Source organism: Streptomyces sp. CCM_MD2014 (assembly GCF_000772045.1).
In the GTDB taxonomy this organism is placed as follows: domain Bacteria; phylum Actinomycetota; class Actinomycetes; order Streptomycetales; family Streptomycetaceae; genus Streptomyces; species Streptomyces salinarius.
The window spans coordinates 7,221,436-7,244,209 of sequence record NZ_CP009754.1 but is presented as its reverse complement, the minus strand read 5'-3'; the positions used below and the strand labels follow the sequence as shown (position 1 = coordinate 7,244,209).

The 22,774-nt window shown below is 74.2% G+C and carries 15 protein-coding genes and 1 pseudogene; 7 read left to right on the top strand and 9 right to left on the bottom strand.

Going from position 1 to position 22,774, the window contains the following annotated elements:
- Position 1 precedes the first annotated feature (1 nt).
- From NI25_RS32305 to NI25_RS32280, 6 genes are all read right to left on the bottom strand, one after another.
- The gene (locus NI25_RS32305; RefSeq protein WP_061445837.1) at positions 2–1,849 is read right to left on the bottom strand and encodes an HSP90 family protein; all 1,848 of its coding nucleotides are present in this window, start codon (positions 1,847–1,849) and stop codon (positions 2–4) included.
- 195 nt (positions 1,850–2,044) lie between these two features.
- Positions 2,045–3,031: a hypothetical protein gene (locus NI25_RS32300; RefSeq protein ID WP_061445836.1), complete on the bottom strand. Its 987-nt coding sequence runs from the start codon at positions 3,029–3,031 to the stop codon at positions 2,045–2,047.
- Between the two features lie 131 nt (positions 3,032–3,162).
- A complete protein-coding gene (locus NI25_RS32295; protein ID WP_061445835.1) occupies positions 3,163–7,827 on the bottom strand; it encodes a hypothetical protein in 4,665 nt (1,554 codons plus the stop codon).
- An 80-nt stretch (positions 7,828–7,907) separates the two neighbouring features.
- Positions 7,908–8,789 carry a hypothetical protein gene (locus NI25_RS32290; protein WP_061445834.1) on the bottom strand — a complete coding sequence of 294 codons (882 nt, stop codon included), beginning with the start codon at positions 8,787–8,789 and terminating at the stop codon, positions 7,908–7,910.
- Positions 8,790–8,877: 88 nt separating this feature from the next.
- Entirely contained in the window at positions 8,878–10,404 is a 1,527-nt protein-coding gene (locus tag NI25_RS32285; RefSeq protein WP_061445833.1) for a hypothetical protein, read from the bottom strand.
- Between the two features lie 92 nt (positions 10,405–10,496).
- Positions 10,497–11,192: a GntR family transcriptional regulator gene (locus tag NI25_RS32280; RefSeq protein ID WP_061445832.1), complete on the bottom strand. Its 696-nt coding sequence runs from the start codon at positions 11,190–11,192 to the stop codon at positions 10,497–10,499.
- A gap of 140 nt (positions 11,193–11,332) precedes the next feature.
- Here NI25_RS32280 and NI25_RS32275 point away from each other — a divergent pair, with 140 nt between their 5' ends.
- Both NI25_RS32275 and NI25_RS32270 read left to right on the top strand, forming a co-directional pair.
- Entirely contained in the window at positions 11,333–12,655 is a 1,323-nt protein-coding gene (locus NI25_RS32275) for an MFS transporter (RefSeq protein WP_061445831.1), read from the top strand.
- A complete protein-coding gene (locus NI25_RS32270; protein WP_061445830.1) occupies positions 12,652–13,485 on the top strand; it encodes a putative hydro-lyase in 834 nt (277 codons plus the stop codon). The genes NI25_RS32275 and NI25_RS32270 overlap by 4 nt, the downstream gene beginning before the upstream one ends.
- Before the next feature lie 301 nt (positions 13,486–13,786).
- On the opposite strand, the gene NI25_RS32265 is transcribed toward NI25_RS32270, so the two are convergent.
- Positions 13,787–15,205 (bottom strand): hypothetical protein, encoded by a 1,419-nt coding sequence (locus tag NI25_RS32265; RefSeq protein ID WP_061445829.1) that lies wholly within the window; start codon positions 15,203–15,205, stop codon positions 13,787–13,789.
- A 334-nt stretch (positions 15,206–15,539) separates the two neighbouring features.
- Positions 15,540–15,932, bottom strand: coding sequence for an ankyrin repeat domain-containing protein (locus NI25_RS32260; RefSeq protein ID WP_061445828.1), 393 nt, complete (start codon positions 15,930–15,932; stop codon positions 15,540–15,542).
- Between the two features lie 283 nt (positions 15,933–16,215).
- Between NI25_RS32260 and NI25_RS32255 the strand changes: the two genes are divergently transcribed.
- Both NI25_RS32255 and NI25_RS32250 read left to right on the top strand, forming a co-directional pair.
- Positions 16,216–16,410 carry a hypothetical protein gene (locus NI25_RS32255; RefSeq protein WP_007447353.1) on the top strand — a complete coding sequence of 65 codons (195 nt, stop codon included), beginning with the start codon at positions 16,216–16,218 and terminating at the stop codon, positions 16,408–16,410.
- Between the two features lie 53 nt (positions 16,411–16,463).
- Positions 16,464–18,193: pseudogene (locus tag NI25_RS32250) on the top strand (hypothetical protein).
- A gap of 110 nt (positions 18,194–18,303) precedes the next feature.
- On the opposite strand, the gene NI25_RS32245 reads toward NI25_RS32250, so the two are convergent.
- Positions 18,304–19,806: a PLP-dependent aminotransferase family protein gene (locus tag NI25_RS32245; protein WP_061445827.1), complete on the bottom strand. Its 1,503-nt coding sequence runs from the start codon at positions 19,804–19,806 to the stop codon at positions 18,304–18,306.
- Positions 19,807–19,907: 101 nt separating this feature from the next.
- On the opposite strand from NI25_RS32245, the gene NI25_RS32240 reads away from it, so the two are divergent.
- The 3 genes from NI25_RS32240 to NI25_RS32230 are packed head-to-tail and all read left to right on the top strand — an operon-like array spanning position 19,908 to position 22,770.
- The gene (locus NI25_RS32240) at positions 19,908–20,597 is read left to right on the top strand and encodes a YczE/YyaS/YitT family protein (protein ID WP_061445826.1); all 690 of its coding nucleotides are present in this window, start codon (positions 19,908–19,910) and stop codon (positions 20,595–20,597) included.
- A complete protein-coding gene (locus NI25_RS32235) occupies positions 20,594–21,361 on the top strand; it encodes a glycerophosphodiester phosphodiesterase (RefSeq protein ID WP_061445825.1) in 768 nt (255 codons plus the stop codon). Before NI25_RS32240 ends, NI25_RS32235 begins: the two co-directional genes overlap by 4 nt.
- A 53-nt stretch (positions 21,362–21,414) precedes the next feature.
- Positions 21,415–22,770, top strand: coding sequence for an MFS transporter (locus NI25_RS32230; RefSeq protein WP_061445824.1), 1,356 nt, complete (start codon positions 21,415–21,417; stop codon positions 22,768–22,770).
- Positions 22,771–22,774: the final 4 nt, after the last annotated feature.

Below are 22,774 nucleotides of genomic sequence, written 5' to 3'. Positions count from 1 at the left end.
GTCAGTTGTCCTTGCGGAGGGCGTGGGCGAGGAGGTCGAGGAAGGAGCGGTTGATGAGGCTCGACTCGGCGGGCCTGAGCGGGCGCCGGGACAGCAGCGCGGCCTGCCCGTAGAGGGCTTCTGCGCTGGTGCGGGCCAGTTCGGGCTCGTCGATGGCGACGGCGGTGCGGACCAGCGGGTTGAGCTGGTTGAGGATGAGCTGGGCGCGCGGGGCCTCCTGGCGCAGGGCGCCGAGGATGTCGCCCCACAGGCCGCCCTCCTGCTCGCGGGCGAGCTGGGAGCGGGTGCGCTCGTGCCGGGCCTCTCGGCTGTCGACGAGGAGGGCGGGGGCGGAGGCGGGCTGGAAGGTGCGCAGCGCGACGTCGCAGTCGAAGACGGCCAGGGCCTCGCGGGCCCGGGCGAGGTAGGCCGCCGCCGCGAGTTCCGTCTCCCGGTCGACCGGGTCGAGGTGGGCGGTGAGGGTCGCCGGGTCGAGGTCGGCGACGCTGGTTTCCGGCCGGATCTCGGGCAGCCGGTGGACCAGTTCGCGGTCGTAGGTGTAGCCGCCGTTGACGACGCCGAGCCCGGCGGCCGAGGCGATCGCGGCGACCTGCCGGAACTCCTCCACGCTCGACGTCACGAGCACGGTGCGGTGGGTGCGGGCGAACTCGTCGAGGGTGGTGTGCCCGTCGGTGGTCTCGAACGGCAGCCAGGGCAGCAGCATCCGCAGGATCTCGTCGTCGTGCACGGCGAGCGACTTCACGGCCAGGTGGTGGGCGTGGAGGAAGCGGGCGAGCAGGTCGGGGTCGCTGGCGGCGGCCCGGGCGATCCAGGCGCGCAGTCGCTCGGCGAGGGCGTCGCGAACCGCGGCGAGGGTGTCGTCCTCGTAAAGGGACTCGCGGGAGGCCGTCGGGCGCAGGCTCTCGGCGTCGACGACGCAGCGGACGAAGAACGCCCACTCGGGCAGGATCTCCTCGGCCTGTTCGGACAGCAGCATGCCCTTGACGTGGACGCGGTGGCCGTGACGGCGTCCGGCCGGTACCGCCTGCGGCAGCACGCAGGCGATGCCCTTCAGGCCCACGGCCGGCAGGTCCAGCTCGATCGTGTCCAGCGGCGTGAACCCGAAGACCTCCTCGCCGTACGCGGCCAGGGCTCGGGAACGGGCCCCCGGGGTGGGATACGTACGGGCCCAGGGCGCGGGCTCGGGGTTCACGGGGGCGCCCGTACCGCCCGTGCCGTCGTCGAAGGTCACGGGATGCCGCAGCAGGGAGCCGAAGTGCCGGGCCAGCGCCTGCACCCGCGCCGGCCGGGTCCACTCGCCGGCGTCGGCGCGGGGCGTCAGGGTGACGGTGGTGCCGGGCCGGGGCCGGGCGGAGGCGCGCAGGGTGCGGACGGTGTAACTGCCGTCGCCGCGTCCGCGCCACTCCACGGCGGGTGCGTCGGGGGTGCGGGCGGAGCGGCTCACGACGTGGATCTCGTCGGCGACCAGGAAGCAGGAGAGCAGTCCGATGCCGAACTGGCCGATGAAGTCGCCGCGTTGTTCGGCGACCTGCTCGGCACGCTTGCTGCTGCGGCCGATGGTGGCGAGGAAGGTGTGCACGTCGGCCTCGGTGAGGCCGACACCGTCGTCCTCGACCCGTACGACCGATCCGTCGGCGTACAGCCGGATGCCGAAGGCGCCCGCCGGGGCGGCCGGTTCCAGGCTGTGCCGGGCGGTCAGCGCGTCCACCGCGTTCTGCAGGAGTTCGCGCAGGTAGACGCGGGGGCTGGAGTAGAGGTGGTGGGAGAGGAGGTCGACGAGGCCGCGCAGATCCACCTGGAAGGTGCGGTCGGCGCCGGCCGGGTTCGAAGGAGCGTCGGACAGAGTCATCGGGCAGTCCCGGGGTGGCGTGGTGGAGTAGTGAGGGGATCATGGGGCGCGAGGGGCGCCGGACCGGGCGTGCCGGAGGCCGGAGTACGGTCCGGCCGGGTCGGCGTCGCAGCGGCCGGAGCAGGACCCGACCGGCTCACGCGTGACGGCGGCCGGGATGCGGCCCGCCGGTTCGGGCGTTGCGGCCCGGCCGGTTCAGGCGTGACGGCGGAAGCGGGCGTAGGCCTTCTCGGGCTGTGCCATGTAGCGCCAGGGCCACGGCGTGCAGGCGCCGCCCAGCTCGTGGAAGACCCGCGGGGCGACGACGCTCTCCGAGGCCAGCGACAGGGCCATGGCGAACATGTTGAAGTCCTGCTGCCAGCCCGGGCGCCGCTCATAGGCGGGGTGGAGGATGCTGTGCCGCGCCGCCTCCCGCAGCTCCTTCTGGATGTACGGCAGGTCCAGGCAGCTGGGGCTGTCCGACTCCACCCAGTCCTCGATGTGGGCCATGGCCACCACACAGCCGAGGCGGTGCCCCTCGGGTGCGCGGGTGAACGCCTCGCGGGCGTACCTCATTGCCTCCCCCGGTTCGCCGCCCCAACGGGGCTGGAGCTGGGAGACCCGCTCGACATGGGCTTCCAGGTCCAGCGGGTCGCGGCGCAGCGCGGCCTCGTACCGGGTGAGTTTGACCTCGTCCGGCAGCGACATGCCACGGGCGGAGGTGAGGAGGCGGCACCAGGGGGTGATCCAGTCCGGCCGCAGCTCGGCGGCGAGCAGCAGCTGTTCCTCGGCGATCTCGAGCCGCTCGTGGAAGACGCGCCACTGCTCCTGCGTGACGTTCACGGCGAGATCGGCGGTCCGTGCCTCCCAGCCCCAGGCGATGTGGCGCGCCCCGGATATGAGCAGCGCGGTCGCCCGGTGCTCCGCGTCGTGCTGGACGGCCCCGCCGATCCAGTCCTGCACCCCGTCCAGGTCGGCCAGTTCACCGAGCACCTGGTGGTCCCGGCCGAGGTCGAACGGGCTCAGCGCCGCCTTCACCCCGTCCCAGTCCCCCGCGTCGGCCGCTTCCACCAGCGCCAGCACCCGCGTGTCGCCCAGGGCGCGGACCATGTACGTCCCGTTCCTGCGCCCGGGCAGGACGCGGAGGGCGTGCGGATCCGCCGCCGGTCTCTCCCCCGCCCTGCCGAACAGCTTGCCGAACATGTCGCGCCCTCCCCAGGTGCCGCTTGATCAACTGGAGCAGCATAAGGGGGACCTCTGACATCGCCTCCACTTCATTTCCACACCGGCTTCACGTCCTGAGCGGGGCGGGTGACGGTGGGCGCGGACCGCGGTTACGCGGGCGACTGCGCGGGGCGCTTGAACATGCGGGTCGCCGTGATCTCGCTGTGCACCGCCTCGCCCTCTCCCTCGGCGGCGGGGGCCGGCTGGGGCAGGCCGGGCCTCAGGTGTTCCTCCACGCTGATGTACTTCAGGCCCGCCCTGAGGTCGGCGTCGTTGCGCAGCCGGATGACCAGCGGGAACTCCGCCAGCGCGGTCGTGTCGAACAGGCCGGTGGTGTACAGGAGCTGGACGCCGAGCGCGTCGGACACGGCCCGCTGGAGCTCCAGCAGATAGGTGGCGTTGGCGCGGCCGATGGGGTTGTCGAGGAACAGGGTGCCGGCGTGGCGGTGCCGGTCGCGACCGCGGTCGTTGCTGCGCAGTGCGGCCATCGTGCAGTACAGGGCGATGGCGGCGGTGAGCAGCTGGCCGCCGGAGAAGACGTCGCCCATCTGACCGACGGGGACGCGCTCGGCGCGCAGTACGGCGTCGGGCTTGAGGATCTCGACGGCGACGCCCTTGGGCTGCAGGGCGGCGGCGACGCCCCGCAGCAGCAGGGACATGCCGTCGCGGCGCAGGTCGGAGTTCTTCTTCACGGCGGCGCGGGTGGCCTCGTCGACGACTTCGCCGAGCCGCTCGGTGAGGGTGGCCTGGTCGGGTTCCTCGAAGCGGATGCGCAGGAACTCCTGTCCGGACCACTCGCCGAGGCCCTCCGGCAGCCGGGACAGGCGCTGGGCGGAGCGGAGGGTGGCGAGAGCGGACTCCACCAGTCCGCGCAGCCGGTCCACGATCGAGTCGCGGTTGCGCTCGAGCTGGGACAGCTCGTCGGTGAGGACGCGCAGCCGGGGCGCGAAGGCGTCCGCCCACTTGGCGGCGTGCTCGGGCAGCGCGGCGGCGGGCAGTTCGCGGATCTGCTGACGGGCGGGGGTGCGGACCTGCTCGTAGCGGGTGGAGTTGGCGTGCCGGACGAGGACATCGCTCGCCTCGCGTACGGCGGCCTCGGCGGCGGACAGGTCGGCGGCGCAGGCGCGCAGCGAACGGCGGGCCTCGGCGGCGCCCCTGCGGGCCTCCTCCAGGTCGCCGGCGTAGGGCTCGGGCTCGTCCTGCTCCTCCTCGGGCGCGTGGTCGCGCAGCAGGTCGCGGAGCATGGCGGCGATCTCGTCGAACCCGCCCGCCGCGTCCTCGGCGGCGCGGTGCGCGCCGAGCAGCTCGGCGTGGGCCTCGCGGGCCTGGGCCAGCGCCTCGGTGCGGGAGGCGAGTTCGGCCGTCGCCGTGCGCAGCAGGGTCTGGGCGTGCTCGGTGTCGCGCGGCTGGAGCTCCTCGGGCAGGTCGGTGTGGGTGTCGCCGTCCTCGGGTGCGTGCCGTTCGGCCTCGCCGCGCAGCCGGCCGAGCTGTTCGCTCGCGCTGGACATGCGGGTCTCCAGGAGCTGCACCAGTTCCTCGGCGCGGGCGGCGGCGGCCTGCCGGGAGGGCCCGTCGGAGCCGTCGGGCGACTCCAGGAGCTGTCCGGCGCGGGTGCGGACCTTGTTGCTGAGCCGGTCCAGCTCCGCGCGGGCCGCACTCTCGTCGCTCTCCGCGCGGGCCTGCTCGGCGCGCAGGTCGGCGCCGACGCCGACCTTCTCGTACACCTGGGAGGCGGCGCGGTAGGCCTCGCGGAGGTCGGGCAGGGACGCCTTCGACGCCTCGGCGCCGTCTCCCGGTGCCTCCTCCGGTACGTCGGCGGGGGCGCCGGCGATCTCGGAGCGCTCGGCGCGCAGGGCGCGGGCGGTGCGGCGGGCGTCGTCGGCGGCCCGCTGGGCGGCGCGCCGGTCCTCGTCGGCGGCGCGGGCCCGCTCCAGGCAGGCCTGGGCGCGGGCCTCGGCCTCGGCTCCCTCGTCGGCGAGCTCACGCACCTTGGCCTGCCAGCCGGCGCGTTCGCGCAGGCGGAAGGCGAGGCCGGCGAGGGCGTCGGCGGCGCGGCGGGCCTTCTGCGCGGCTTCCTGCCGCTCGTCCCGCAGGTGGAGGGCCTCCGCGGCGCTCTCGTCGGCCTCGGCCCGCAGGGTGCGGGCCTCGGTCAGCTCGGCCTCGGCCTCCTCGGCGAAGGCGCGGGCCTCCTCGGCGGTGCGGGCCAGCTCCGCGAGGCGTCCGGCGGGGCAGCCGGTGCGCCAGGAGGCGAGCCGGGCCGCCAGCTCACGGTCCTTGCCGAGGCGGGCGGCGAGCGTGCGGATCTCCTCGTCCCGCTCGCCGGCCCGGGCGCGCAGCGCGTGCCGCTCCTCGTCGGCGGCCTGCTCGTCGTGCATGGCCGGGTTCGGCGGTACGAGGAAGACGTCCCCGGTGCCGGACTCGGGGGCCGGGGTCGGCGCGAGGAGGGCGGCGGCCGTGCCGACGGCGACGGCGGAGCGCGGCAGCAGGGCCGCGTCGCCGAGGACCTCGCGGGCGCGGGTGTGCGAGTCCGGGTCGGTGATGATCACGCCGTCGACCAGCTCGGGCCGGGCGGCCAGCACGCGCGCGTGGTCGGCGGGGTCGACGGCCTGGGCGAGATAGCGCCAGCCGGGCAGGGCGGGGATGCCGTGCTCGCCCAGGAACTCGACGGTGGCCAGCACGTCGGGGCCGGGCGGCAGGAGCCCGCCGTCGCCGAGCGCGCCGAGGATGCGGGAGTCGTCGGCGGCGGCGGTGCGCAGCTCGAACAGCTGGCGCTCGGCGGAGGTGACGGTGTCGTCGAGCAGTTCGCGCAGTTCGTCGGCGAAGCGGTCGAGTTCCTCGGGGGTCAGCGCGCCGTCGGACCCCCTCGGGGCTGCGGCCCGGTCGTCCCGGTCCGTGTCCCGGCGGGGCTGGGGGATGCCGGGGCGGGACTCGGCGACGAGGCCGAGCAGCTCCGCGAGCCGTTCCTCCGCGGCCAGTGCCTCGGCGGTGCGCCGCTCGCCCTCGAGGGCGCGCTCGGCCGCGGCGGCCGCGTCCGCCGCGCGGGCCGCGGTCAGTTCGGCGCGGCTCTCCGCGGCGGCGGCCTCACGGGCGTGCTCGGTGGCCCGGCGGGCTGCCTCGCGGGCGGCGTCCCAGGCGGCGACGGTCGTCTTCTCCGCGTCGCTGGCCGCGAGAGCGGCGCGGGCCGGATCGGCGTCGGGCGTGCTGTCGTCCAGCCAGCCGGCCCGGACTGCCTCGGCGGTCTCCTGCTCCACCTCGGTGAGGCGCTGGCGCAGGTGCCCGGCCTCGCTGCGGGCGCGCTGGGCCTCGGTGGCGGCGGTGGTGGAGTCCCGGTGGGCGGCGTCGCTGACCTCCTGGAGGGCGGCGGACCTCGCCTCCTCCTCGTTGGCGTGGTCCTCGGCCTTGCCGGCCGCCGCGTGCAGGGCGCGGACGAGGTCGACAGCGGCCTTGGTACGGGCGGCGAGGGCCGGGGCCGCGTCCCGCTCGGCCTCCTGGATGGCGGCGGACACGCGGGCGACGCGGTCGGCGGCGGCCCGGTGGCGCAGCACGGCCTCGGCAGCCTGCCAGGCGGAGTGCAGGGTGCGGGCGTCGGCCAGTTCGCGTTTCTGCGCGGCGGCGGACTTCTCGGCGCCGGCCAGGGCCAGCGAGGCGTGCCGGTAGGCGAGTTCGGCGGCGACGAGACCGCTGCGGTCCCGGGCGGACTCGGCATGCGTGACGGCGTACGCCGCGGCCGTGACCCGCTGGGCGAGGTCTCCCGCCCGGACCCGCTCACGGGCACCGCGGGCGGAGAGCCGGCGGGCCAGGTTCCTGGTGCGGCGTTCGGCGGCGGTGTGGATGTCGCGGGCGCGGGTGCGCGCCTCGGCGGCCTCGACGATCCGGCCCAGGAGGTCGACGGACCCGGCGGTGAAGTCGCGTTCGGCGATCAGCTCGGCACGCCGGCCCAGCTTGTTGCCGAAGCCGCCGACCAGGTCGGCGAGGCCGTCGGTGTCGCGGGTGTCGGTGACGGCCCGCAGCAGCAGGTCGGTGAAGTCGGAGTCCTTCTTGACCGCGAAGAGACCGGCGGCCTCGCCCTCGTCGGCATTCATCTCGCGCTGGTAGCGGAAGAGTTCGGGGTCGAGTCCGAGGTCGCCGAGGTGCTCGATCCAGCGGTCGTGGATCTCCTCCCAGTGCACCTCCAGGTGCGGGTAGGCCTTGCCGGCCTCGGTGAGCGCGTCGCGGAAGCCCTTCATGGTGCGCCGCCTGCCCTGCGCGCCGGAGGCGCCCTCGACGGGCGGGCGCACGGCGGTGGCCTCGGCGACCGGCAGGTTGTCCAGGGTCAGTCCGGGGCCGGGCCGGAAGGAGTACCAGGCTTCGGCGAACTTCCGCGGGTCGCCCGAGACCTGCCGTCCGCGCCACTCGCTGACCTTGCCGACGACGACGCACTCGCCGGTCTGCACGTGCTGCCACTCCAGCGCCACGTGTCCGCAGTCGTCGGCGAGCAGGAACTTGCGCAGCACGCCGGAGCTGGCGCCGCCCAGGGTGTTGCGGTGGCCCGGCAGCATCACCGAGAAGATCAGTTTGAGGAGCACGGACTTGCCGCCGCCGTTCTCCAGGAAGAGCACACCCGCGGGCGCGGGCCGGCGCGGCGGGCCGACCGGCTCCTCCTCGAAGAACTCCGCCTGCGCGGGCGCGGGGTCGGGCACGGGCTCGCCCACACCGCGCAGGTCAAGCACGGTGTCGGCGTAGCGCGCACCGGCGGGTCCGATGGAGTAGAGGCGGACCCGGGACAGCTCGTACATGGCGGACTCTCGTAAGTCTTCGGAAGTCGGGGACGTTCGGATGGAGCAGAGTGGAGCGGCCTTCTGACAGGGCCGGGCGGTCAGGAGGAGTGGAAGGGCAGTCCGGCGTCGGCGACCAGCTCCAGGTCGTCCGTCTCCTCGGCGGGCAGCAGTGTCGCGGTGCCGTCGGTCACCGGGACGACGCCCAGGTCGAGGAGCTCGGCCATGGCGGCGCTGCCCGCCATGTCGCGCACCTGGAGCTGGTAGCGGGCCGTCGTGCGGTAGGTGCCGCCGTGGTCGTCGCCGGTGCGCTGGAGGAAGCCGGACTCGGTGAGGAAGGCGGCGGCCTTTCCGACGATGCCGGTGGTGGAGCCCGGAAGTCTGCGCGCGTCCTTGGTGGCGCCGGTGGCGCTGCGCCTGGCCCAGATCCGCCAGGCGGCCTCCAGGCCGGGGGCGTCGGTGGCCGGGTCGGTGTTCTCGCCCCGCTGCTCCGACCGCTCCTCGAGTCTGCGGCAGGCCTGGCGGACGAACGCGTCCACGCCGTTGACCGTGACGCGGCCGATGTAGCCGTCGTCGGCGAGGTCTTCGGGGCGCGGGTAGGCCATGGCGGCCACGGCGAGGTGGGCGAGGCCGTGCAGGAAGCGGTCGCCGGAGTCGGTGGCGGCGCGGCGCGCGTAGTCGCCCATGCGGACGGCGAACACCGAGTCCTCGGCGGCGGTGACGGCCATCCCGGCGCGCGGGGACACCTCCAGGACGACCAGCCCCAGGCCTGCCGCCACGGCGTCGGCGAGCCGCGCGAAGGGCGGGTCCTCGCGGTAGCGGCGCAGCAGGTCGGCGTACTCCTGGTCGCGGGCGGGCAGCAGCTTGGGCTGGAGGCCGAAGGCGACGAGCCGCGCCGCGTCGGCCGCGTCGGCGGGCGTGACGGCCGCGGTGGCCGGCGCGGCACCCGCCGCCGGCTCGCTCCGGTCGACGTGCTCGGTCACGGTCGGTACTCCTTGCTCTGCTGCCGCTCTGCGTCTCGGTGTCGGGCCGGGCGGTGGGTGGGACGGTGGTCGGGGCGGCGCGGGCCGGTCATGCCGCCTCCGTGCGGTCCGCGGCCATGCTGGCCGCGTCCAGCAGCGCCGTGCCGACGATGAGATCGGCGCCCCCGAACTCGGGGTCGTCCAGCTCGGTGCCGTCGTCCACGGCGAACAACAGCTTCGGCTCGCCCTGGCGGTAGGCGGTGCCGACCGGCGGACTGGCGGCGTGGACCGCGAGCAGGGCGACGAGGTACGGCAGCTCCGGGTCCCGGCCGCGGGCGTCCGCCAGCAGCCCCGAGAGCCGGCGCGGGGCGTCGTGCGGCAGGTCGAGCAGCTCCATGGCGGCGGCGAGCTGCTCCTCGCTGAAGCGGCTGTCGTCCGGCGTGGCGATCAGGTCGGGCTCCGGCATCTCGGCGCCCAGGTGCTCCCGCTCCACCGGCGGGGTGAGGAGTATGTCGACGAGGTCGCCGACCCGGACGGAGACGGGCGTGCGCAGGCCGGTGCCCCGGGCGAAGAAGGCGTCGGTGACGCGCAGCGCGCTCTCCACGGGCAACGGCAGCACGGGGGCGACGAGGTGGCCGTACAGGTCGAGGCCTGAGGTGGTCAGGGGGGTGGCGAAGGCCTGCCGGTCCTGTTCGGCGCGGAAGAGCGGGCCGGCCTCCAGGAGGCGGGACTGGAGCTGGGTGTGCCGGCGGATGCAGTCCTTGACGATGTCCACCAGCTCGGCGGCGCGGCGCTTGTGCTCGGCGTCCTCGGTCTCGTCGCGGGCCTTGCGGATGTTGGTGAGGATCGCGTTCTCGTGCCGGTACCGGTCGGCGACGTGGTCCAGGGCCTCGGCGATCATGTCGGGGACGGCGCTGAGCCAGTCCACCGCGCGGACGTTGCGCCGGGTGGCGTCCAGGGCCCTGCGCAGGGTCTCGGAGTACTGCACGGTCCGGTACCGGGCCTGTTCGGCGGCGAGCTGGGCGTCGGCGAGGCGGCCGCGGCTGATCAGCACCTCGAGCTTGACCTCGGCGGCGATCTGGGCGCTCGTGACGTCGGTGTCCAGGGCGCCGACGAGGACGTTGACCGCCTCGTCGGTGGTGCGCAGGTAGACCGTGCCGCCGGGTCCCGGGACCTCTTCGAGCAGCTTGAAGTCGTAGTCGCGGCGGACGTAGGTGCCGTCGGGGCCGAAGGTCCCGTACACGGCGCGGAAGCCGCGGTCGACGCTGCCGACGTTGATCAGGTTCTCCAGGACCCAGCGGGCCACCCGTTCGTGCTCGGCGGCGGGGCGGTGCGGGGCCTGGGCGGCGACGCGCGGGATCAGCCTGGCCACTATCTGGTCGTGGTCGGCACCGGTGTCGAAGTCCATGTTCAGCGTGACGAGGTCGATGGCGGCGAGGGCGACCTCCGCCATGCCGTACACCGAGTACTCGCCGGCGAGGTTGGCCTTGCGCGCGTCGAGGTCGTGCAGCGGCGCCGTGCAGGCGAGCGCGCGCAGCCGCCGCGCCAGCCCCTCGTCGGCGGCCGGGCCCGGGGCGGGGCGCGGCCCCGCGCTGAGCTGGGGCGGAACGCTGTCCGTCGGTGCAGGCGAAGTCACGGTGCACAGACTAGGTCCTCGGTCCGACATCGGCCCAAACGACGCAGACGGGCCCCTTGCCGGCCGGGGCGGGGGACGCCCTGCGCCCTGCCCTACGCGTCGTCCCCGACCCGCCGCTGGTAGACCTCCACGACACGCTTGAGCGAGTTCTCGAGGTAGACCGCGAGCAGTCGCGCCGCCTTCTCCCGCTCCCCCTCCTGCAGGGTCTCCAGGAGCTCCGCGTTCCTGGCGATGTAGGGCTCGTGCAGACGCCGCGGGTCGTCCACGACGTGGAAGGCGAGGCGCAGTTCGGCGAAGACGCTGCGCATCAGTTCGTCGGTGCGTTCGCTGCCGGCGAGGGCGACCAGCTCCCGGTGGAAGTGGATGTTGGCCGTACCCACACCTTTCCAGTCACCTTCACGGGCCGACCGGCGCCCCTCCTCGACGGCCTCGGCGAGCCCGTCCAGCGGATACGGCGGCTCCCCCAGGCCGCGGACCACGGCGCACTCGACGAGGGAGCGGGTGCGGTAGATGTCCTCGACGTCCTCGACCGTGAGGACCCGGACGAAGACGCCGCGGTTCAGCTCGTGGACCAGCAGGCGTTCGTGCGTGAGCAGGCGGAACGACTCGCGCAGGGTGTTGCGGGAGACGCCGAGGGCGCCGCCGATGCTGTCCTCCGACAACCGTGTTCCCGGCGGGAAGTAGCCCTCGGCTATCCGGCTCCTGAGGATGTCCGAGACCCGCTCGGCGGTGCTGGTCCGCCCGAGGAGGGCACGGTCGTCGGCCAGCCCGGTCAACTGCTCTGCCATGCCCGGAATTCAATCGCAGATGTCAGAACGAAACAACAGGGGTATTGAGGGATCGTTGAACGATCCCCTACGGTGCCACCCAGTACCGCTCGATGTACCGCTCGACCAGCACCCTCCGTCCTCCCCTTGCGAGGTGCACCATGAGCACACCCCCTCCACCCCAGGCACCGCCCGCCGGCACCCGTCCTCCCGGCACGGCCGAACGCGCCGTCGACGACGGCCCGTTCGGCTGGCTGCGCGCCCTCGGACCGCGGGGCCGTCGCGCCTTCGGCGGCGCGTTCGGCGGTTACGCCCTCGATTCGTACGACTACTTCACGCTGCCGCTGACCATGGTCGCGCTGGCCGCGTACTTCGGTCTGGACAGCGGCCAGACCGGGCTGCTGACGACGGTCACCCTGGTCGTCTCGGCGGTCGGCGGCGCGCTCGCGGGTGTGCTGGCGGACCGCGTCGGCCGGGTCAGGGCGCTGCTGATCACCGTGATCACCTACGCCGTGTTCACGGTCGCCTGCGGCTTCGCGCCCACCTACGAGACGCTGCTCGTCTTCCGCGCCCTCCAGGGCCTCGGCTTCGGCGGCGAGTGGGCGGTCGGCGCCGTCCTGGTGGCCGAGTACGCGAGCACCAGGCACCGGGGGCGCACGCTCGGCGCGGTGCAGAGCTCCTGGGCCGTCGGCTGGGCGCTCGCGGTGGTCGTGTACACGCTGGTGTTCTCACTGGCCGGGGACGACCTGGCCTGGCGGGTCATGTTCTGGACCGGCGCGCTCCCCGCCCTCCTCGTGGTGTGGGTGCGACGCAGCGTCCACGACGCGCCCAGGGCCGCCGAGGTGCGCGAGAAGGGAGCGGGCAAGGGTTCGTTCGCGGCGATCTTCAAGCCGGGCACGACGGGCTCACCGGGCCTGCTGCGCGTCACGCTCTTCGCGAGCCTGCTCTCCACCGGGGTCCAGGGCGGCTACTACACCCTCGCCACCTGGGTGCCGACGTACCTGAAGGACGAGCGCGACCTGTCGGTCGTCGGCACCGGCGGCTACCTGACGTTCCTCATCTCGGGTGCCTTCATCGGCTACCTCACCGGCGGCCACCTGACCGACGTGCTGGGCCGCAGGCGCAACATCTGGCTCTTCGCGCTGCTGTCGGCGGTCTGCATCCTGGCGTACGCGAACATCCCCAGCGGCGCCAACACCCTGCTCCTGGTGCTGGGTTTCCCGCTCGGCTTCTGCATGTCGGCCATCTTCAGCGGGTTCGGCTCGTATCTCAGCGAGCTGTATCCGACGGCGGTGCGGGGCGCGGGCCAGGGCTTCACGTACAACACCGGACGCGCCGTGGGCGCCGTCTTCCCCACCACGGTCGGGTTCCTCGCCGACAGCTGGGGCGTGGGCGGCGCGCTGGTCTTCGGCGCCATCGGCTACGGCATCGCGGCCCTGGCCCTGCTGGGGCTGCCGGAGACACGCGGAAGGGAACTGGCATGAACCAGCCGCACCCCGCGACCGGGGACCGGCCGCTCGCCCTCGTCGACGAGCACGCGCACGCGTGGAGCCCGAAAACGGCCCGCGCCCGCTTCCGGGAAGGGCTGACCGGCCCCACGGCCGGGGTCGCCGCCGGCCACACCCAGGCCAACCTCATCTCCGTGCCCGCCGACTGGGCGTACGACATGCTGCTGTTCTGCACCCGCAACCCGCAGCCGTGTCCGGTGCTGGACGTCACGGATGCCGGGGCCTGGACCACCGTGCTGGCCGACGGCGCGGACCTGCGCACCGATCTGCCGCGCTACCGGGTGTGGCGGGACGGCGAGCTGGTGGACGAGCCGACGGACGTGCGCGCGTACTGGCGGGAGGACCTGGTGTCGTTCCTGATCGGCTGCAGCTTCACCTTCGAGTGGGCGCTGGCCGCGGCGGGCGTCCCGATCCGGCACGTCGAGCAGGGCCGCAACGTCCCGATGTACGTCACCTCGCGCCGGTGCCGTCCGGCCGGGCGGCTGCGCGGGCCGATGGTGGTGTCGATGCGTCCGGTGCCGCCCGCTCACCTGTCGGCGGCGATTCGCGAGAGCGGCCTGCTCCCGGCGGTGCACGGCAGCCCCGTGCACTGCGGGGACCCGTCGGCGCTCGGCATCGCGGACCTGGACCGGCCCGACTTCGGCGACGCGGTGGAGCGCGAGCCGGACGACATCCCCGTGTTCTGGGCCTGCGGCGTGACTCCGCAGGCGGCGGTCATGGCCTCGCGGCCGCCTTTCGCACTCACCCACGCACCGGGGCAGATGTTCCTCACCGACGCCCGTGACGAGCAGTACCGCGTGGGCTGATCCAGGATGCCGGGACGCGTCGCCGTAGCGCCCGCGCCGGGCTCGCACCGGAGGCGGCACGGCGTCCGCCTCGTGCGCCGTGAGGGCACGGTGCCGGGGACACCGGTGCGTTCCGTGGCCGAGGACAGCGGCCGGTCCGACGGCACACCGACGCCCGGGGCCGCATCGCCGGCGCCGTGGCCGCAGAAGCGGGCCACCCGCCTGCCCGGCGGCCACGCGTCGGCGGCGCACCCCCTGCGGGACACCGGGGCCGGGGGCCGCCTCGGTGGCCCGCCCACCGGCGCCCCGCGCTCCACGGCGGTCACACGGCAGGCGTGTCCGGGCCGAAGCGGCTGCGTACCGCCGTCTGGACCTCGTCCTCCTCGGCCGGGTCGGCGGCGAGTCTGCGGAGTCGTTCGACGACGCGGTTGTCGCCGGTCTCGGCATGGCGGGCGGCGAGTTCGCGGGTGGTCTCCTCGCAGTCCCACAGGCACTCGACGGCGAAGCCCGCCGCGAAGGACGGATCGGTGGCGGCCAGCGCGCGGGCGGCCCGGCCACGCAGGTGGGAGGAGGCGGTCTCACGGTAGACGTGGCGCAGTACGGGGGCGGCGCAGGCGATGCCGAGCCGTCCGGCGCCGTCGACGAGGGTCCACAGGGTCGGCGCGTCGGGGCCTTCCCCGCGTACCGCCTCCCGCAGCGCGGCGAGGACGAGATCGCGGTCCTGGGCGGCACCCCGGCAGGCCAGCACGCGTCCGGCGGCGGCGCCCAGGGCGTCGGGTCGGTGCACCCAGCCGCGGGCCCGGTCGACGGCGGCGAGGCTGCGCATCCGCTCGTAGGCGGCGACGGCGGCCTCCACGACCGGGGTGGCGCCGGTGGCCACGGCACCCTCGATCAGGTCGAGGACGTCCGGGTCGTTGCCGTCGGCGAGATAGCGCAGGGCGGTGCAGCGGGCGCCCTCGGTGCCGGACCGCGCGGCCTCGAGGATCTCGGGGCGGTCCTCGGGGCCGGCGACGGCCGTGAGGCAGCGGGCGGCCGGCACATGGAGCGGGGTGCCGCGCTCGACGCCCTGGTCGGCCCACTCGAACACGGCTCGCACGCTCCAGCCGGGACGCGGGCCGGTGGAGTTCATCTGGCGCTGCCAGCGATCGAAACAGCCCGTCTCCTGCGCGGCACGCACGCGCGTGGCGATCGATTCGCGGGGATCGTCGGCCCACAGCCGCCAGGGCCGGGGTTCGAAGGCGTCCCGCACGGCGGCGGCCAGCTCGGCCTCGCCCTCCGCGTCGCGCGGGAAGCGGGCCAGCACGGGCGCGGCGAGGGCCCGCAGACCGGCGTCGTCGTCGCGCAGCGCCAGCTCGTCCAGGGCCCACGCCCAGTTGACGCCGTGGGCGGCGTACCGGCGCAGCAGCCGGAGCGCGTCCGGCCTGCCGTAGGAGGCGAGGTGACCGAGGACCGCGAGGGCCAGCCCGGTGCGCGACTCGTCGGCGTCCAGGACGTCCTCGGGGTCGAAGAGGTGGGCCTCGATCGCGTCCAGCTCGCCGTTCAGGTCGAGGTAGAGGCGGGCGTAGTAGAGGGAGCGGTTCTCGACCTGCCAGTCGTGGCGGGGGTCGTGGAGCACACAGTGGTTCAGCGCCGCGAGCGCCTCGGCGCGCGGAGCGGTGAGCGCGTGCAGCGTGCCGTCGCCGCGACCCCGCTGAAGCAGGCCGAGCAGCGTACCGCTGGGCGCTATGACCGGATCGAACATGGGAAACAGCCTCACATCAAGCGTCGACGCAACCGGGGAGCACGCGTTACCTGGCCGTGCGCCAACACGTCGGAGCGCCCGCCGTCTCTTGCTTGCTGAAGACCATGTTCCTCTGCCTCTCGTCGGTGGCCCTTGCGGGCCGTGTCACGGCCCGCGCGGTGCGGCAACACCTGCCCAGCCATCACGTCCGTGAACCACGTCGTCATGATGACCCGGCGGTCACATCTGCCGCGACCGAAATTTCGGCGGCCCTGTACCGCCTCCCCCGTTTTCAGTGTTTTCCCTGGTCAGAAAGTGTGGAGTGGACCCGGTCGGGGCCCCTTCCGCCGTCCCGTCACGAGGCGCCGAACAGCTCCAGCAGATCCGTCCGGGCGAACATCCGCGCCGTGTCGACGGCCGACGGAGTGCCCGCCGACGGGTCCGCGCCGGCCTCCAGAAGCGCCTTGGTCACTTCCGTCTCACCCTTGAAGGCGGCTCCGGCGAGCGGGGTCTGACCCCGGTCGTTGACACGGTCGGCGTCGGCGCCACGGGCGAGCAGCGCACGCACCGCGTCGGCGTGGCCGTGGTAGGCGGCGAGCATGACGAGGGAGTCGCCGCGGTCGTTGGTGAGGTCGGCCGGGACACCGGCGTCCACGTAAGCCACCAGTTCCTCGGTCCGCCCCTGCCGGGCCAGGTCGAAGATCTTGGTCGCCAGCTCCACGACCTCGGGGTCGGGGGCTTCACTCATCGGCCGGACCACCTCTCACTGCGCAATCACTGCGAACGTGACGCCCGTCGGGGAAGGCTGACGAACGCCGGGGACAACGTGTGCGCACGGCCACGAGCGGTGTGGCCGTGCGAGTGAATCGCCAGGGTACTGGCTCGCGGGGCACCCGAGCGGATCAAGGACCTCTCCGCCACCTGGGGCAATTCTCGCGAATTTCCCCCATTTGCACCTTTTATCGTATGGATACATGCTGTGAGCCTGGAAGTACTCATGGTGACTGTCCCCGTGAACCAGGAGAACTCACATGATCCTCTCGATCTCAGGCGTCGTCCTGCTCGGCGTCGTCGTCTTCATCTTCTTCCGCAAGGACGGCCTCAAGGCCTCGCACCTGCTGGTCGCCGTGCTCTTCGGGTTCTATCTCGCGAGTACGGCCATCGCCCCGAGCATCAAGGCGGGCGGCGAGAGCCTGGCGGGCCTGCTCGGCGGCATCAAGTTCTGACCGGCCCGCTCCCCCGCCCGACACCCGCACGTACGCACCTCCAGGAGGCAGCAGTGGCCCGGCGGCCCCTCCCCCGCATTCTGAGCAACGGCGGCGCGCAGCTCGCCCGGAGCCGGGAGCTGGCCCGGACGGCGGCCGACAGCGCCACCGACGTCCTCCAGCCGCTGATCACGATCGCCCGCGGTCTGCGCCGACTGGCCGCGGCCGCGCGGCGCAGATGGGCCGAGACCCCCAAGGACCGGCGCGGCGCGCTCCTGTTCCTGGTGGCTTCAGTGGTCCTGGTCGTGGCGCTCGTGCCGTACGGCCCGCTGCTCGCCGTCATCGTCCTGATGGCGGCGGCAGCCTGGCAGGGCAGGGACCGCACCCCGCCCGTGCCCGAGGGGACCGACGACTCCCGGAACCTGCGTCTGCAGTCCCTCTACGAGGCGCTGGTCCCGTACTTCTCGATCGCCGAGGACCCCGCCCCCCTGTACACCCACGGCGGTGGGTGGGAGAAGGCCTTCCCGGCCCACGACTTCGACGACGACGGCCGCGTCGCCCACCTGGTGATCCGCTACCCCGCCTACTTCACCGACGGCGAGGCGGAGTCCCGGGCCCGGATCGAGCACCTGCTCACCGCGAAGGCCGGCCGGGGCCGTGAGTACCGCTTCACGTGGGACGAGGAGGCCAACCACCTCTCGGTGGACGTGCTCCCCGCGCTCCCCACCGACATCGCCGCCCAGCGCTTCGTGACGGCACCCGGCGAGACCGTCCTCGGCTTCACCGACCCCACCGGGGTCCAGCGCACGCTCCCGCTCACCCACGGCGCGGAGCAGCGGGACGTACCGCCGGTCGTCTGGCGCACCGGCATCCGCTCGACCGAGCCCCACCTGCTGGTCCTCGGGCAGCCCGGGACCGGCACCTCCACCCTGCTGCGCTCGGTCGCCCTCCAGGCGCTGCACCACGGCGACCTGCTGATCGTCGACGGCGGCGGCACCGGTGAGTACACCTGCCTGGTCGGCCGGGACGGTGTCCTGGCCGTGGAGTGCGGCCTCACCGGCGCACTGACCAGCCTGGAGTGGGCCGCCGCCGAGACGGAACGGCGTCTGATCTCCGTCAACCGGGCCCGTCAGCAGGGTCTGGCGGCGCCGGAGGACACCCGGCGGCCCCTGTGGGTCTTCCTGGACCGTCCGACCGCGTTCACGCACCTCGCCGACACGGACGGCCGCCGGGACCCGCAGACCCTGCTCCAGATCCCGCTGCGGCACGGCCGGGCCGCGAACGTGACCGTGGTCGTCGCCGACCAGCTGGACGCCCTGGACGGCCTGACCGACGCCGTACGGCAGCACACACGCGCGCGTGTCGTGCTCGGCCCGGCCACGGCGGACGAGCTGACGACCGCGCTGGGCGCTCCCCCGCACACGACACCCGTCGACCAGGTCCCGCCCGGCCGGGGATACGCCCGCCTCGGCACCGGACCGGTGCACCGCCTCCAGGTTCCGGCCACCCCGGACCCCTACGACGACGCGACGAGCGAGACACACCGGCAGGCGGTGCTCGATCTGCTCCCCCGCGCACGACGCCGGCGGACGGGGAGCAGGCGCCCCTTCCCCCGGAGGCGAAGGCGGAGGCCGACGCGGAGTCGAAGGCCGTCTCCATGGAGAAGGAGGACGCCCCGGACCCCGCGGCCGCGAGCGAGCCGGAGGAGGCCGCGGCGGACACGGAGCCGGTCACCGCGGCAGCGGCGGAGCCGGGCTCCGCCGAGCCGGTCCCGGCCGAGGCGGTCGCGGCGGAAACCTCCTGATCCCTACGGCGGGGCCGGGGCCGGCGCGACCCACCGCGCCGCCCCGGCCCCGCCGCACCCGGCTACCGCCCACCGGTCAGCCGCGCCGCCAAACCGCCGGGACGGCACAGCTACGCCACGAACGTCCGTGGCGCCTCGCCGCCGCCGACGCCGCCGCCGTTCTCCACCAGCCGGGCCGCCGCGGCCAGTCGCACCGCCGCCTCCTCGGCCACGGCGCCGCCGACCGTGAACGGCAGCCGGACGTACCCCTCGAAGGCGCCGTCGACCCCGAAGCGCGGCCCCGAGGGAACACGGACGCCCACCCGCTCCCCCGCCTCGGCGAGCCGGGAGCCCGACAGGCCCCCGGTCCGTACCCAGAGGGTGAGCCCGCCGCGGGGCACCTCGAACTCCCAGGCGGGCAGCTCCCGCCGTACCGCCGCCACCAGCTCGTCCCGGTTCTGCCGGGCCTGTTCACGGCGCACGGTCACGGCCTGTTCCCAGCCGCCGGTGCTGAACAGCCAGTTCACGGCGAGCTGCTCCAGCACCGGGGTGCCCAGGTCGGCGTAGGCGCGCGCGGCGACCAGGCTGCGGATCACGTCGGGGGCGGCGCGGACCCAGCCGATGCGCATCCCGGCCCAGAAGGCCTTGCTCGCCGAGCCGACGGTGATCACGGTGGACCCGGCCGGGTCGAAGGCGCACACGGGGCGCGGCATCTCGACGTCGTCGTCCAGCCACAGCTCGCTCATGGTCTCGTCGGCGACGAGCACCGTCCCGGCCGAGCGGGCGGCGTCCACCAGGCGCCGTCGCTGGTCGTCGTCGGCGAGGGCGCCGGTGGGGTTGTGGAAGTCGGCGACGACGTAGGCGATGCGGGGCGCGGCGTCGCGCAGCACCTGGCGCCAGCGCTCCACGTCCCAGCCGGTGAGCCCCTCGGCCATCGCGACGGGCACCAGCCGGGCACCGGCCTCGCGCATGAGCTGGAGGATGTTGGCGTAGGAGGGGGACTCCACGGCGATGCGCTCGCCGCGCCCCCCGAAGAGGTGGCAGATGGCGTCGATCGCACCCATCGCCCCGGTGGTCACCATGATCTGCTCGGGCATGGTGGGGATGCCCCGCGCGGTGTAGCGCTCGGCGATCATCGCGCGCAGCGCGGGCAGTCCGGCCGGGTAGTCGCCGTGGGTGTGCGCGTACGGCGGCAGCTCCTCGAGGGCACCCTGCACCGCGCGGGTGAGCCAGGGCTCGGGCGCGGGCAGCGCCGCGCAGCCCAGGTCGATGACGGAGCCGAGGGCCTCGGGCGGCAGCGGCTCCAGCCCTCGCGCGGGCAGCGGGTTTCCGGCCGGGACGGCGGTCCAGCTGCCCGCACCCCGCCGGGACTCCAGGAAGCCCTCGGCCCGCAGCGCCTCGTAGGCGGCGGCGACGGTGGTGCGGCTGACGGTCAGGGCGAGGGCCAGTTCGCGTTCGGCGGGAAGCCGGGCGGCGACCGGGACACGGCCCTCCAGCACGAGCAGCCGGATGCCGTCCGCGAGCGCGCGGTAGGCCGGTGGGCGGCGGGTGCCGGGCCCGGCCGGGCGGTCCTGCTGCGAGCCGAGCAGCCGGGCAAGCTGCCCCGCCCCCACGGCCGAGGTCCACTGCGCCATGGAAATCAGTCCACCTTCCCCGAATTGGCCATGGTTGACTCTCCCTATCAAGCCACAGGGTGTCATGCGGCAGGCCACCACGACCACCCAGGGGGCATCTCTTGACCAGGAAACCCAGGCAGCCCGGGCAGCCCAGGCAGCTCAGGCAGGGCCACCTCGCGCGGCGGCTGATCCAGCTCTACGGCGGTCTCGTCCTGTACGGCGCGAGTTCCGCGCTGCTGGTCAGGTCCGGGCTCGGCCTCGAGCCGTGGAACGTGCTGCACCAGGGCCTCGCGGAGCACACCGGGCTGTCGATGGGCCTGGTGCTGACCGTCGTGGGAGCGGTGGTCCTGCTGCTGTGGATACCGCTGCGCCAGCGGCCGGGCCTCGGCACGGTCTCCAACGTGCTGGTGATCGGCGCCGCGATGGACGCCACGCTGAGCGTCGTCCCGGACGCCCACGGCTGGACGCCGCGGATCACCGCGATGGTGGCGGGCATCGTCCTGAACGGCGCGGCGACCGGGCTGTACATCGCCGCACGGTTCGGCCCGGGCCCGCGTGACGGCCTGATGACGGGGCTGAACCAGCGCACCGGGCTCTCGGTGCGGCTGGTGCGGACCGCCGTCGAGATCACCGTCGTGGTGACGGGCTTCGCCCTCGGCGGCACGGTCGGCGTCGGCACCCTGCTCTACGCCGTGTCGATCGGCCCGCTCGCCCAGGTGTTCCTGCGCGTGTTCGCCGTGCCGTCGACACCGTACGGCAGCACGGTGGTTGCCGCCGGCCGGCCCCGGCGCGCGATACTGCGTCGGTGACCACCCCGATACGCCATCCCTACCTCGACCGTCCCGGCCCGCTCGCGTTCGCCCACCGGGGCGGGGCGGCGGACGGCCTGGAGAACACGCTGCGGCAGTTCCGCCGCGCGGTGGAGGCGGGCTACCGGTACATCGAGACCGACGTGCACGCCACCCTGGACGGGAAGCTCGTCGCCTTCCACGACGCGACCCTGGACCGGGTGACGGACGCAGCGGGGCGGATCGCGGACCTGCCGTGGGAGAAGGTGCGGCACGCGCGCGTGGCGGGCGCGGAACCCGTGCCGCTGTTCGAGGAGCTTCTGGAGACCTTCCCCGAGGTGCGCTGGAACATCGACGTGAAGGCGGAGCCGGCGCTGGAGCCCCTCCTGGAGCTGATCCGGCGGCACAACGCCTGGGACCGGGTCTGCGTCGGCTCGTTCTCCGAGGCCCGTGTGGTCCGCGCCCAGCGGCTGGCCGGTGAGCGCCTGGCCACCTCGTACGGCACCCGTGGCGTCCTCGGCCTGCGGCTGCGCTCCTGGGGCCTGCCGGCCGCACTGCGCCGCTCGGCGGTGGCCGCGCAGGTTCCCGAGGTCCAGTCGGGCGTCCGGGTGGTGGACCACCGCTTCGTGCGCGCGGCCCACGCGCGCGGGCTGCAGGTGCACGTCTGGACGGTGAACGATCCGGACCGGATGCACCGGCTCCTCGACCTGGGAGTGGATGGCATCATGACCGATCACATCGACACACTGCGCAAGGTCATGGAGGACCGCGGCGTCTGGGCATGAGGCCCGGCCGCGCCCCGGGGACGGTGCGCGTGCACGGGGAAGCGAGGGCACGGGTGGGCACCGACACCCTGCGGACGGACGCGGCCGACGGGGCCGACGGGGCGGCCGAGCGGCGGCGCGAGCAGCGCGGCTGGTACTTCTACGACTGGGCGTGCTCCGTCTACTCGACGAGCGTGCTCACCGTGTTCCTGGGCCCCTATCTGACCTCGGTGGCCGAGTCCGCGGCAGACCCGGACGGGTACGTCCACCCGCTGGGCATACCGGTGCGCGCCGGGTCGTTCTTCGCGTACTCGGTGTCGCTGTCGGTGATCGTCGCGGTGCTGGTGATGCCCCTGGTGGGTGCCGCCGCCGACCGCTCGGGCCGCAAGAAGCCGCTGCTGGCCGCCGCCGCGTACACCGGGGCGGCGGCCACGACCGGCATGTTCTTCCTCGACGGCGACCGGTATCTCCTGGGCGGCGTGCTGCTGGTCGTCGCCAACGCGGCGCAGTCGGTCGCGATGATGCTCTACAACTCCTACCTGCCCCAGATCGCCCCGCCCGAGGAGCGCGACGCGGTCTCCTCCCGCGGCTGGGCCTTCGGCTACGCGGCCGGCTCCCTCGTCCTGGTCGTCAACCTGGTCCTCTACACCGGCCACGACTCCTTCGGGCTGAGCGAGAGCGCGGCGGTCCGCATCTGCCTGGCATCGGCCGGTCTGTGGTGGGGCGCCTTCGCGCTCATTCCGCTCCGGCGGCTGCGCGACCGGCGCGCGGTGGCCCGGGAGGCCGCGCTGCCCGGCTTCCGGCAGCTCGCGGCGACCGTCCGCGACATGCGCCGCCGTCCACTGACGCTGGCGTTCCTGCTCGCGTACCTCGTCTACAACGACGGCATCCAGACGGTGATCTCCCAGGCCTCGGTCTACGGCTCCGAGGAACTGGACCTCGGGCAGTCCACGCTCATCGTGGCGGTGCTGCTCGTCCAGGTGCTGGCGGTGGCGGGCGCGCTGGCACTGGGCCGGCTGGCCCGGAGGTACGGGGCCAAGCGCACCATCCTCGGATCGCTGGTCGCCTGGACGGTGACCCTCGCCGCGGGGTACTTCCTGCCGGCCGGCGCGCCCGCGTGGTTCTTCGTGCTGGCCGCGGGGATCGGGCTCGTCCTGGGCGGCAGCCAGGCACTGTCCCGCTCCCTGTTCTCCCACCTGGTCCCGCCGGGCAAGGAGGCCGAGTACTTCTCGGCGTACGAGCTGAGCGACCGCGGAATGAGCTGGCTCGGGCCGCTGCTCTTCGGGCTCACCTACCAGCTGACCGGGAGCTACCGCGACGCGATCATCTCCCTGGTCGCCTTCTTCGTGATCGGTTTCGTGCTGCTCGCGCGGGTGCCCGTACGGCGGGCGATCGGCGACGCGGGCAATCCGGTGCCCGAAAGGATTTAGCACT